The organism is Garicola koreensis, from assembly GCF_014195445.1.
GTDB classification, from domain to species: Bacteria; Actinomycetota; Actinomycetes; order Actinomycetales; family Micrococcaceae; genus Nesterenkonia; species Nesterenkonia koreensis.
Window position 1 is genome coordinate 1 of record NZ_JACIBT010000024.1, and the last position, 11,382, is coordinate 11,382.

Annotated in this window: 12 protein-coding genes; 8 read left to right on the forward strand and 4 right to left on the reverse strand. The window is 67.2% G+C overall.

Going from position 1 to position 11,382, the window contains the following annotated elements; genetic code table 11:
- A partial coding sequence (locus FHX47_RS10470; RefSeq protein WP_183358870.1) for a beta-phosphoglucomutase family hydrolase occupies window positions 1-1,017 on the reverse strand: 1,017 nt, incomplete at its 3' end.
- A 273-nt stretch (window positions 1,018-1,290) separates the two neighbouring features.
- On the opposite strand from FHX47_RS10470, the gene FHX47_RS10475 reads away from it, so the two are divergent.
- The 5 genes from FHX47_RS10475 (at window position 1,291) to FHX47_RS10495 (ending at window position 5,865) form a co-directional block, all read left to right on the forward strand.
- On the forward strand, window positions 1,291-2,280 hold the full coding sequence (locus FHX47_RS10475) for a hotdog domain-containing protein (protein WP_183358871.1): 990 nt from the start codon (window positions 1,291-1,293) through the stop codon (window positions 2,278-2,280).
- 37 nt (window positions 2,281-2,317) lie between these two features.
- On the forward strand, window positions 2,318-3,379 hold the full coding sequence (locus FHX47_RS10480; RefSeq protein WP_183358873.1) for a CPBP family intramembrane glutamic endopeptidase: 1,062 nt from the start codon (window positions 2,318-2,320) through the stop codon (window positions 3,377-3,379).
- A gap of 101 nt (window positions 3,380-3,480) precedes the next feature.
- Window positions 3,481-4,764 (forward strand): MATE family efflux transporter, encoded by a 1,284-nt coding sequence (locus tag FHX47_RS10485; RefSeq protein WP_183358877.1) that lies wholly within the window; start codon window positions 3,481-3,483, stop codon window positions 4,762-4,764.
- A gap of 32 nt (window positions 4,765-4,796) precedes the next feature.
- Window positions 4,797-5,354, forward strand: coding sequence for a hypothetical protein (locus tag FHX47_RS10490; RefSeq protein ID WP_183358666.1), 558 nt, complete (start codon window positions 4,797-4,799; stop codon window positions 5,352-5,354).
- A gap of 52 nt (window positions 5,355-5,406) precedes the next feature.
- Window positions 5,407-5,865, forward strand: coding sequence for a hypothetical protein (locus FHX47_RS10495; RefSeq protein ID WP_183358665.1), 459 nt, complete (start codon window positions 5,407-5,409; stop codon window positions 5,863-5,865).
- A gap of 5 nt (window positions 5,866-5,870) precedes the next feature.
- On the opposite strand, the gene FHX47_RS10500 is transcribed toward FHX47_RS10495, so the two are convergent.
- Together FHX47_RS10500 and FHX47_RS10505 are read right to left on the reverse strand one after the other, a co-directional pair.
- Window positions 5,871-6,644, reverse strand: a complete 774-nt coding sequence (locus FHX47_RS10500) for a CGNR zinc finger domain-containing protein (protein ID WP_183358664.1) — start codon at window positions 6,642-6,644, stop codon at window positions 5,871-5,873.
- 222 nt (window positions 6,645-6,866) lie between these two features.
- Complete coding sequence (locus FHX47_RS10505; protein WP_183358663.1) at window positions 6,867-7,358, reverse strand: SRPBCC family protein; 492 nt, start codon at window positions 7,356-7,358, stop codon at window positions 6,867-6,869.
- A gap of 60 nt (window positions 7,359-7,418) precedes the next feature.
- Between FHX47_RS10505 and FHX47_RS10510 the strand changes: the two genes are divergently transcribed.
- Window positions 7,419-8,678, forward strand: a complete 1,260-nt coding sequence (locus tag FHX47_RS10510; protein ID WP_183358662.1) for a hypothetical protein — start codon at window positions 7,419-7,421, stop codon at window positions 8,676-8,678.
- A 28-nt stretch (window positions 8,679-8,706) separates the two neighbouring features.
- The gene (locus FHX47_RS10515; protein ID WP_183358661.1) at window positions 8,707-10,263 is read left to right on the forward strand and encodes a phytoene desaturase family protein; all 1,557 of its coding nucleotides are present in this window, start codon (window positions 8,707-8,709) and stop codon (window positions 10,261-10,263) included.
- A gap of 4 nt (window positions 10,264-10,267) precedes the next feature.
- Here the strand turns inward: FHX47_RS10515 and FHX47_RS10520 are convergent, their stop codons facing one another.
- Entirely contained in the window at window positions 10,268-10,978 is a 711-nt protein-coding gene (locus FHX47_RS10520) for a LysE/ArgO family amino acid transporter (protein WP_183358660.1), read from the reverse strand.
- A gap of 95 nt (window positions 10,979-11,073) precedes the next feature.
- Here FHX47_RS10520 and FHX47_RS10525 point away from each other — a divergent pair.
- A partial coding sequence (locus tag FHX47_RS10525; RefSeq protein WP_183358875.1) for a LysR family transcriptional regulator occupies window positions 11,074-11,382 on the forward strand: 309 nt, incomplete at its 3' end.

The following is an 11,382-nucleotide window of genomic DNA, read 5'->3' on the forward strand; positions in this document are numbered from 1 at the left end:
CGGGATGTTGACCATATGTTCGGTCTCCACAGACTTGCCCATGAGGTCAGTGGTCAGGCGGTTGAATACCCCGGCGATGTAATTGCCCTGATAGTGGGTCGCATCAGCCACCGTGCCCGGATAGGAGGCGCGGGTGCCCCAGTAGCCGTTGGCCATGTGAAACAGCACCTCACGGGTGGACTCCTCTTCCGGCTCGAAGGAGTCATAGGCGAGCACCCACAGCGGATCAAAGGGACGCGTGGTGCGGGTCTGCAGCTTCGCCGCAGCGAGGTCGCTGACCACCACATCGGCGCCGCTGCGCTTGAGCCGAGGCGCATCCTCACCATGGTCGACGCCAACCACCATGCCGAAGTTCCCGGAGCGAGCCGCCTGCACCCCGGAGACCGCGTCCTCCACCACGATCGAATCCTGCGGCTCCACACCCAGCTGATCTGCGGCGTAGAGGAACATGTCCGGCTTCGGCTTGCCGCCCAGCCCCAGCTGCTGTGCGTCAGTGCCGTCGACGATCACGTCGAATGCGTCGATCAGCCCGGCCCGGCGCAGCACCTCGCGCCCGTTGCGCGAAGAGGTCACCAGCGCAGTGGGGATCCCTTCGGCGCTGAACTGGCTGATCAGCTGAGCCGCCGTGTCAAAGACGACGACGCCGTCACGGTCGAGCACCGCTTCGAAGAACCCCTGCTTGCGAGCGGCCAGCCCGTGAATGGTCAGCTCATCCGGACCGTCGTCGTGCGTTCCTTCCGGCACCTGCAGCGAGCGTGCGGCCAACAGCGAACGCACGCCCTCTTCCCGCGGGCGGCCGTCCACATAGCTGAGGTAGTCGCTGTCGGTGAACTCCGGCTGCGCCGAGCCGGCGATCTGCTCCAGGACGGCGTCGAAGAGTTCCTTCCACGCCTGGGCGTGGACTCGTGCGGTATCGGTGACCACCCCGTCCATGTCGAACAGGGTGGCCCGGAAGTGGCGCAGCGCGTGCCGCTTCGCCTCGGCGCCGTGGCGGAAGGGATTCTCGAAGGGGTGCATACTTACCTCACGCTCATCGGGGCCGGGCCGGTCACGTCGTCACGCATTTCGGGCATCGTTTCAGCGTGCTCACACACGGCCACCATCTTAGGCCGGTAAATGATCAGCCCCTAAAACTGCCGCCCGTGCGCGCCTGCTCGCGTACCCGCCCGTGCATCCACCCACGCCCCGCCCGCTTTATCACCTTCTTATCGGTTCATCACCGTCGTAGACGAGGGTGATGAACCGACAGCACGGTGATAATGCGGAAGGACTGGTGCTACCGTCGTAAGGGTGGCGCGCAGATCCAGTATTGAGCTGACCTTCCGAGAGGTCACCACCGTGTCCCGGGAGACCCCGGTGCCGGCCGGCGTCGTGGTCGATTGGATCGATAAGACCGCCTACGCCTGTGCGGCGTCGTGGACGCGTGTTTCCTGTGTGACCAGTTATGTGGGAAATATGCACTTCACCGTGCCGGTGCCGCGCGACACCCCGGTGACCGTCCAGGCCCGGGTGGTGCACACCGGGCGCACCAGTGTGCACGTGCAGACCCGGGTGCTCATCCCCAGCGACGACGGGGGCTGGCAGACCTGCACCGAGTGCTTCATGATCTACGTGGCGCTGGGCAAGGACGGTGAACCCACCGAAGTGCCGGGTTTCGAGCCGGACACCGAACTGCAGCGCCGTCGTGATGTGGATGCCGTCCGCCGCATGGTCTTCCGCCGCCGAGTCGAGGAGGAGATCCAGTCTCTGCCGACCGGATTCGCCACTATGGAGGCGCTGACCATGCGGTTCCCCGCTGAGACGGAGGAGCGCTACCCCGACGGCAAGATCCGCGGTGGTGCGGTGATGAAGTGGATCGACCTGGCCGCCGAAATCTGTGCAGAGCGCTACTGCGGCTTCGACGTCGCCAGCGTGCTGACCGGGGGCGTGCGCTTCTACCGCCCGGTGACCATCGGTGACCTGGTGGAGGTCGATGCTCGGCTGGTGCTCACCGGTTCGAAGTCCATGCACGTACTGGTACGGGTCCGCTCCGGCAACCGGTGGGAGCGCAATCCCGAAGTGGTCGCCTACGGCATGCCGGTGATGGTCGCCCCCGACGGCAGCGGCGCGGCGCGACGAATCACCCGCTGGGAGCCGATCAGCGACGAGGACCACATGGTCGCCGAGAAGGCCCGCCGCATCCGAGACCTGCGCAATGCCACCCTGCTGACACCCAGCCCGCATACAGGCCCGAATGAGGGTGTGGTCCAGACCTCGGATCTATCTACCTCTCAAGGCTGAGGAGAACGCTGAACCCTCCAGATAGGGTGATGTCACGATGACCTCACCGCAGCAGCCCCCCGAACAGCCGCCTGAACAGCAGCCCCCGCCGATCCCCAATCCCTACGGCCCCGACCCCCAGCAGGGCCAGCCCCCGGAACAGCAGGGCCCCTATCAGCAGAGCCCACCTGCTGGTGGCTATCCGCAGGCACCGGTGCAGCAGGCACAGGGACAACAGGCTCCGTGGCAGCAGCCTCCCCAGTTCGCCGGCGGCTGGGGTCCCGCGCCGCAGCGCAAGCGCCAGCGGGACTCCGAGCCCGGACGGTTCACCTGGTGGGACCTGGGGGCGTCCCTGTTCTACGTGCTCGGCTTCCTCTCCGGGTTGGTGGGGCTGGTGGGCCTGCTGCCGCCGTTGGCCGAACTTCTCAACTCCGACGACGCCGCCACCGCCCAGTTCGGAACGTTCCTCATCAACGCCATCGGCTACGGGGTGCTGGCGCTCATCGCTGTGCTGCTGTGCGGACGGGCGCTGTGGCGCTCCATCAAAGCCTTCAGCTACCTGTGGTGGCTGAAGCTGCTGCTGATCCCGGTGGGCTGGTTCGTGATGATGGTGCTCAACGTCGTCTTTGTGCTCTTCGGCCTGGGCTCGCAGCCGCAGACCAGCGCAAACCAGGAGGCGATCACCGCCATGCTCGACGCCGTACCGTTCCTGGGCGCCGTCGTCGTCCTGGCGGTATTGGGGCCCCTGGTGGAGGAATTCTTCTTCCGGCATCTGCTGGTGGGCAAGCTCTCCCGACACATCAACGTGTGGATCTGCGGGGCGATCTCGGTGGTGACCTTCCCGCTGCTGCACTTCATTCCCGCGCTGCTGGGCGCCAGCGACGACCTCACCCTGGTGTCGGTGGTGCCGTATGTGACCATGGGCATTCTCATCACCGTGGGCTACATCGTGGCCGGGCGGAACCTGTTCTACGCCTGGCTGATCCACGCATTCAACAACTTCGTCTCCCTGCTGGTGGCGTTCTTCGTCCAGCCGTGGGCCGAGGGTGTGCTGGAGGACTATGAGAACCTCGACAGCGGCCTGGCGACCCTGACGGTGCTGGCCAGCATTATCGGGTGAGCAGCCAGCAGAGCTCGGGGCCGCACCCCGGTGACCCGCGGCCCGGCGACCCACACTCCGGCGACCCGCGGCCGCTGCCTCGGCAGATCCTGGCGCTGGCCGTGCCGGCCCTGGGCGCCCTGGTGGCCGAACCGCTGTTCCTGCTGGCCGATACCGCGATCATCGGCTGGCTCGGCGTGGAAGAGCTGGCGGGTGCGGCACTGGGGGTGACCGTGATGCAGACCGTGGTCGGGATCATGATCTTCCTGGCCTATTCCACCACCCCGGCCGTCGCCCGGTTCGTCGGAGCAGGCAGGCCCACCAAGGCCCTGGCAGCCGGCCGCGACGGCCTGTGGCTGGCCATCATGCTGGGCGGGGTGCTCGCACTGGCCGGTGTGGCCCTCGCTGAGCCGCTGCTGGTCGCCATGGGCAGCGACGACGACGTCCACCATCACGCGCTGAGCTACCTTTTGTGGTCGCTGCCGGGCCTGCCGGCGATGCTGCTGGTCTTTGCAGCCGTGGGGATGCTGCGCGGATTCCAGGACACCAAAACCCCGCTGGTGGTGGCTGCGGCCGGCTTCGGCGCCAACGCGCTGCTCAACCTGATCCTCGTCCACCCGGTGGGACTCAGTGTGGCCGGGGCGGCCATCGGCACCTCACTGGCGCAGTGGGGCATGGCCATCGCCTATTTGTGGATGCTGATCCCACGCATTCGCGCCGCAGGCGTCGCGTTGGGGCCCGAACCGGCCGCACTGCGCCGGGCCGCAGGTGTGGGCAGCTGGATGATGCTGCGCACCGTGACCCTGCGGGCAGCGATCGTCGCCACTGTTGTGGTCGCCACCGATCTGGGGCCCGAGACCCTGGCCGCACACCAGGTGGCCTTCACCTTCTTCTCCACCTTGGCGTTCGTGCTCGACGCGCTCGCCATCGCCGCCCAGGCGCTGATCGGCCGGGAGCTCGGTGCCGGGCGCGAGGCTGCGGCCCGCCGTATGGTCAGGGTCATGACCCTGTGGGCGGTGGGCTTCGGCGTGGTCGTCGGTGCCCTCACTGCGGCGGCCGCCCCCTGGGTGCCGCGGCTGTTCACCCCCAGTGCCACAGTGGCCGAGGCGATCACTGTGGCACTGTTCGTGCTGGCCGTCTCCCAGCCGCTGGCCGGCTACGTGTTCGTGCTCGACGGGGTCCTCATGGGTGCCGGCGACGTCCGTTACCTGGCTCTGGTCGGGGTGGTGAATCTGGGCATCTACCTGCCTGTGCTGTGGTGGGTGCACGACACCGTCTCCGGCGGGCAACAGACCCAGATCATCCTGTGGCTCTGGGTGGCCTTCGCCGTGGTCTTCATGGGGGCTCGTGCGCTGACCCTGGGCATCCGTGCCGTGGGCACCCGCTGGATGGTGCTCGGCGAATAAGGTGCTGGGCGAATAAATAGTAGACTGCTGGGGTGCCTGTAGCCCATGTCGATCCCACAACTGCCGCAGCACTGCTTCGCCCAGCCTGGACCCGAGCAGTCATCACGGCGATCTTCGCGCTGTTCACCGTCTTCACCACCGACGAGACCATGACCCTGGCCCGCATCGGGCTGGCAGCCTTCTTCATTCTGGCAGCCACCGCCGTCTGGGACTACGTGAAGGTGGAGTCGGTGCCGGTCGCGATGCGCACCAGCATCTCGCTGGGCGCAGCGGGGTGGATATTCTCCGGCATCGCCGCCATCTTCGCAGCCTCCCCCGCCGCCCTGGCCATCATCGCTGGCCTCGGCTTCGTGCTGATGGGGGTGGCTGAGTTCGTCGGCGCCTTCCGGGTCCGCTCACAGTTCGTTCCGGCCCGAGACCACCTGATCCTCGGTGTGGTCGGTGTGCTCACCGGCGTTGGGCTCTTCCTGGGTGCTGGACTGGATGCCCACGGGATTCTGGGCATCTCCGGCATGGGGGTGGTGGTGATGGCTGTGCTGCTGCTGATCTCCGCCGCCGGCCTGACCCACGAGTCGAAGAAGGCCGGTTAGATCGCATCTTCTACACGGCGTAGAATGGTGATGCCCCGGCCGAAGGTGCCGGATGACTCACCCACTGCTCACAAAGGACGAATCACACGTGGCCGAGGACCCCAAGGATCGCCGCTCCATACTGGAGTCGGTGAAGGCTCCCCTGATCTTTTCCTTTGCCCTGGGGGTCGTGGCGGGAGTCGTCACCCTGATCGTCTCCTCCGGCGGCACGGACAACCCGCGCGTGGAGCACACCTCCTCGGCCATGGACAACCCGGTCAACTTGGCGCTGCTGGCCTTCGGCATCGCATTCATCGCCAGTCTGCTCATCGTCTCCATGCTGCAGCTGGCCTCACGGGAGAACCCGGCACACCTCTCTGAGGGTTCCGGGGTGAACCGCAGATCGGAGGAGCTGTACCGGCAGCAGGTCGCAGCCCGCCGAGAGAAGGCGCGGCAGAAGGAGGCCGAGGAGTCCAGCGCGCAGGAGTCACAAGATCCGCAGGACCCGGACTACGGCCAACGCAGCGAATAGGCCGCCTACTTCTTCGAGTCTTTTTCCTTCTCCAACTTCTTCTGCCTGGTCTCCATCAGCTCATCGCGCATCCGGTTGCGGAACTCCTTGGCCGCCACCGCAGAGTCCGACGTCGGACGGCTGAGCTCCTCCGCCTTCTCCGCGGCTGATGGCTTGCTCCGCTGCGCTGGGGGTCTGCGCCCGCTGCCGGCCTCCTCGGCTCGCTGCTGCGCGGCCCGGCGGGCACGGTAGGCCCGCACATGCGCCCGGTTGGCGCAGTTGCCGAAGTCGCAGAAGAGCTTGGAACGATTGCGGGTGAGATCCACAATGGCCGCATCACAGTCCTCGCCGCGGCAGATGCGCAGCCGCCGGGTCTCCTGGGCCACCACCAGGTGGGAAAGAGCCGCAGCGAACCTCGCTGTCATCACGTGATGCGTCTGCGAGGAGACCGGGATCGGAGATTCCACCACCTCCGGCTCGCCAGCCTCAGCGGAGCGGACCAGCTGTGTGCCCACTCCTTCCAGCAGCTCATTGATCAGCTGAAGCTCATCGGTGGCGTGAGGTCCGGCTTCCCAGACCCTGCGCAGGGTGCTGCGCAGCTGACGGACCTTCTGCAGCTGGTCGTCGTCGGCGGCTGAGGCGGACCACTGAAGCTCAGGCTCCTGAGCTTCGAGGAAGGAGGCCAATCCCTCCACGGTCTCCAGTGTGTCCGGGGTGTGTTTGGCGCTTCTGGAACCTTCGGCCGTATTGATCAGAGCGGCCGCGGCATTCAGAGCACGATTCACTTCGGCGTTGAACATGCAGCTTACTCCTGCCAGGTATGAGAGGCGCGGGCACTGGAACGGCAGTACGGGCGCTTAGGGGCAACGTGGGGCGCACTCTACATATTTCGTCGCATCTGACGAAAAGTTCACTCGCCCATCACGCTCAAGCTTATCGGCAACTGCGCTGCCCGGCAGGGGTGCCGGCCGCGATTTCTCGGTGCGCGCAACCGCGGATCTGTTCACCCAGCGGGGTCGAACTCACCCAGCGGACTCAAACCGGGCACTCATCCGCCGCAGCGAGGCCCGAATGCTGTGCGCGTTCTGCTGCGGGACACCCGCCATCCCCAGCACCGCCCGGGCGGCCGGATTCTGCCGGGTCGCGTCGTAGGTCTCGGTGACCGTGGTGCTGCCGTCGGGGTGAGGTTCGAACTCCCAACGCCACCGGTGGCCTGTGGGCTGGCGCCACTCGACGACGCCGGGGACCTGACCCTGAGGCGGCCGGGCTGCGGTCACGCGCAGCGGAAGCCGGTAGGGGAGGCCGAACCGGCGCATGTGTACGGAGAACTTCGCACCCTCGGTGAGTTCATGGGCTCCGACGGCGCGGGACCGGACCGTATCCGAGCCGTCGATCTCATGGTGCCGATGCGGATCGGCCGCCAGCCGATAGAGCTGATCTGCCGGTGCGCTGATGCGCAGCTGGTACGCCGCAACGTGCGGTCCGACGTCGATTTTCTGGGGTGGGGTGCTCACAGCTCCAATCTAGTCGGTGCCGCGTTGGATAGTCACTGCTGATCTGGTACATCTTGTGCGGTGAGATCCTTCCGCTCCCCGGGCAGAGCACGCAGGCTCGCTGCTCAGGCAGCGGTCGAAGAGTCCACGCATCCTTCCACGACCACACCGCGGCAGGCGCAGAATCAGGCGCGGCTGCAGGTGCTCATTGAGTCACGCGCCATCTGGAACGCGCTGGGTGGGGGTCTGATCGGCGTGGTGTTCGGCTACATCGTGTTCGCCGGTGAGCGGCCCGCGCTCGCCGGTGACTTCTCGATCCAGTTCTACGCCTCCATCATCGGCGGGGTCACCGCCGGGGCCTCATTTCTGCTGGGGTATTCCCTCAACGCGCGCATGGCGAACATTTGGCTGGGAGAACGGCCCAGGGTTCGGCAGCTGGTGGACACCCTGGCCCTGCTGGTGGTGCATTCCTCGATCGCTGTGATGGCCGCCCTCGGCCTCTTCCGCGTTTTTCAGGAGGCCTTCATCGGCCTGACCGTCGACGATATTGCCGGTGCGGTCCTGCTGGCCGTCGTCGGCGGTGTCGCCTCCTACTTCAGCTTCAACTCCGGAGCGCGGATCACCGCCTTCAGCCTCTCAACCCTGCTGGCAATATTCATGGCCTCCGGTGTGCTGGTCTCGATGCTTTTCGCGGAGAACCCCTTCTGGTGGCATGTAATGTTCTCCGAGCTGGGCACCGGCCAGGCCGGACTGACCAGCTTCTGGACGTTCAACACCACCTTGGTGGTCTCGGGGGTCATCATCACCACGCTGACCGCCTTCCTCACTCGCGACCTGCAGATCTGGAGCGAGCATCAGCGCACCCAGGTGGCGCAGCGTCTCGCTGAGCGTGCTGAGACTCACCGCAGGTCTTCGGGCCGCATTCCGCTGTCCACCCGAGTCCGCAACGCATTCAGCGGCTATATCCGCACCCCTCGGATTGTCCTGCTGCGGGTGGGGATGATCGGCATGGGGCTCTCCCTGGCTGCGGTGGGTCTTATCCCCATCAGCGTCAGTCTGGACGGCCACACGCTGGTCACCGCCGCCTTCGGAGTGTTCTTCCTGCTGCTGCTGGTCAGCACGCCCTACGTGCTGCCCGGGTTCCCGCAGATCTTCTTCCTGTTCAGCTACTTCGCCGCCGCCGCGCTGGTCGGCGCCTTCCTGCTGTGGGAGCCGGTGGGCTACTGGAACCTGACCTCCCTGGAGCTGATCGGCGTCGCGATCCTCTTCGCCTGGTTGGTGGTGTTCATCCGAAACATCGCTGCGGTGGTGGAACGGGTCCGCCGGGGGGAATCGCTGTGACAGTGGCCTGCGCCAGTAGGATGAATTGATGACGCAGCGCGCCGCAGTTGTGGGCTCGGGCCCCAATGGACTCGCCGCGGCCTGCCGGCTCGCCCGCGCCGGCTGGGAGGTCACCGTCTACGAGGCCGGGCCGACCCCCGGCGGTGCGGCGCGTTCGGCCGAGCTCTTCGGCCCCGGGATTATCAGCGATCTGGGGGCGAGCATCCACCCGCTCTCCGCGGCGTCGCCGGCCTATGATGAGCTGCTGGGACACCACGACGTCGAATGGGCCCAGCCGCAGATCCCCGCCGCCCACGGTATCGACGGCGAACCCCCGGCACTGCTGCACGCCTCCCTGGAGGAGACGGCCGAAGCGCTGGGGCGCGACGGCGACCTCTGGCGATGGGTCGTTGGCCCACTGACCGACAACTGGGACCAGGTGCGACAGGCGGTGCTGAACCCGCCGCTGGGCCGCGCGTCATTCACCCGGATCGGACGCGCCGCAGCGCTGATGCAGCTGGGCTCAGCCGGGGCGATGCCCGCCAGCAGCCTGATGCGCAGCTTCAGCACCGAGAGAGCCCGCGCCCTCTTCGCCGGACTGGCCGCCCACTCCACCGCACCCCTGAGCAACCCGCTGACCGCGGCCGTGGGCTTAGCCTTCGGTGCGGCGGCCCATGCGCAGGGATGGCCGGCAGTGCGCGGAGGCACCCAGAAGCTCGTCGACGCTTTGGTCGCCGAACTGCGCAGCCACGGCGGAGACATCCGAACCGGCTTCCGCGTCACCGGCGTCCAGCAGGTGCCAAAGCGGGGGCGCAGCGCCGGCCGGCCGCGCCGGTGGCGCGTAGAAGGCTCAGCTGCTCACCAGCGCGGCACCGGTGAGGCGACCGGTGAGCCGACCGGTTCGTCAGCGGGGCAGCAGGAGGCCGACGTCGTCGTCCTGGATCTCACCCCGGCCCAGGTGCTGGGCCTTCAGGGTCTGCCGCTGGCGCCTCGGGCGCGCGGGTCGCTGCGCCGATGGGACTACGGTCCCGGGGTGGTGAAGGTCGACTACCTGCTCGATGGGCCGATCCCCTGGCAGCACCCGGAGCTGGCCCGCGCCGGTACCGTGCACCTGGGCGGAAGCGGCCGCCAGGTGGTCGCCAGCGAAGCTGCCGCCAACCGGGGCGTGCTGCCCGGCCGGCCCTATGTGCTGCTGGCCCAGCCCAGCGCAGCCGACTCCACCCGAACACCGGATGAGCGCACGGTCTGCTGGGCCTATGCCCACGTGCCCAACGGGCTCGACGACGCCGGGGTGGCCCGGACGGTGCGACTGATCGACGCCGAGATCACCCGGCAGGCCCCCAATTTCCGCCGCAGTGTTCTGCAGCGCATGATCTGGGGTCCGGCTCAGCTGGAAGGGTGGAACGCGAACCTGGTCGGCGGCAGCGTCAGCGGGGGAGTGGCCGGGCTGCGCACCACACTCTCCGGGCCGGTCAGCGCGCTGCGGCCCTACTCCGCCGGCGTCGACGGCGTCTTCCTATGCTCCAGCGCCACCCCGCCCGGCGGTGGGGCTCACGGGATGAGCGGCTTCAACGCGGCTGCCTCCGTCCTGGATGAGCGCGGCTGATCGATCAGAAGCCCGAGACCGCCAGCAGTGCGGCGACGAGCAGCATGATGGCGCCCATGCTGAGGTCAATTAACTGCCAGGTGCGTGGTCGGTTGAGCCAGGCGGCCAGGGCGCTGCCGCCGCCGGCAAGGGCGGTGTGCCAGACGATGCACGCCAGGAAGGCCCCTGCGGCGAAGAACCACCGCTGATCGGCGAAGGAATTGGCCATCGTGCCCAGCACCACCAACGAGTCCACCCACGCATGCGGATTGACGATGCTCAGCGCCAGCGCCGTGGACGCCACTGTGCTGACCTTGGAGACCCCGGTGACGTGGACCTTCTGCCGCGTCGCAGTGGACTGAGCAGCCCCACCGGCGGGGTCCACCGTGGGGATCTGCGAGGTCATGAGCACGTGGACGGTGCCGGCGTCGTCGTCAGTCTTCTGCGACTTTCCCGCCGTGAAGGCCGAGCGGAAGGAGCGGTAGGCGAACCAGCTCAGGTAGGCCACCCCCGCCCAGCGCAGCACGTCCAGCAGCCACGGCGCGTGCTCCAAAACCACTGCCACTCCGGCGGTGCCGGCGGTCAGCAGCAGGGCATCACCCACCAGGCAGCACAGCACCGCCAGCATCACCCGATCCCGGCGCAGCCCCTGGCGCAGCAGGTAGGCGCTCTGCGGTCCGATCGCCACAATGATGGCCAGGCAGGCGAAGAACCCGGTGAGCAGAACAGTCAGCATGGGCACTATTCTGCGCTGCACAACAGATCCGTACCAGCTCAATATTCTTCACTGTCTGAAGCGATGCTTCAGATGATCCGGCTAGACTCTGCCAGATGAACACCGATCACCTGCGCGCCTTTGTGCTGGCGGTGGATGAGGGGACCTTCGACGCCGCAGCGGATCTGCTGCAGATCTCCGGCTCCGCCTTCTCCCAACGGATCAAAGCCCTGGAGCGTGAGGTCGGCCATGTCCTGCTGACCAGAACCGTTCCGGTGCGGGTCACCGAGTCCGGCGAGAAGCTGATGCGGGTGGCCCGGCAGACCACGCTGCTGGAGGATGAGGCCCGCCGGAGCCTGGGATTCCGCGGCTCCTCGGCCCACTACAGTCCCACCATCACCCTGGCCATAGCGGTCAACGCCGAA

What these genes read in the sequence shown, in the direction of transcription:
- FHX47_RS10495 (WP_183358665.1), top strand. Translation starts at nt 5,407, where the DNA reads ATGACTCACCCACTGCTCACAAAGGACGAATCACACGTGGCCGAGGAC.
- FHX47_RS10520 (WP_183358660.1), bottom strand. Translation starts at nt 10,978, where the DNA reads ATGCTGACTGTTCTGCTCACCGGGTTCTTCGCCTGCCTGGCCATCATT.
- FHX47_RS10515 (WP_183358661.1), top strand. Translation starts at nt 8,707, where the DNA reads ATGACGCAGCGCGCCGCAGTTGTGGGCTCGGGCCCCAATGGACTCGCC.
- FHX47_RS10480 (WP_183358873.1), top strand. Translation starts at nt 2,318, where the DNA reads ATGACCTCACCGCAGCAGCCCCCCGAACAGCCGCCTGAACAGCAGCCC.
- FHX47_RS10500 (WP_183358664.1), bottom strand. Translation starts at nt 6,644, where the DNA reads ATGTTCAACGCCGAAGTGAATCGTGCTCTGAATGCCGCGGCCGCTCTG.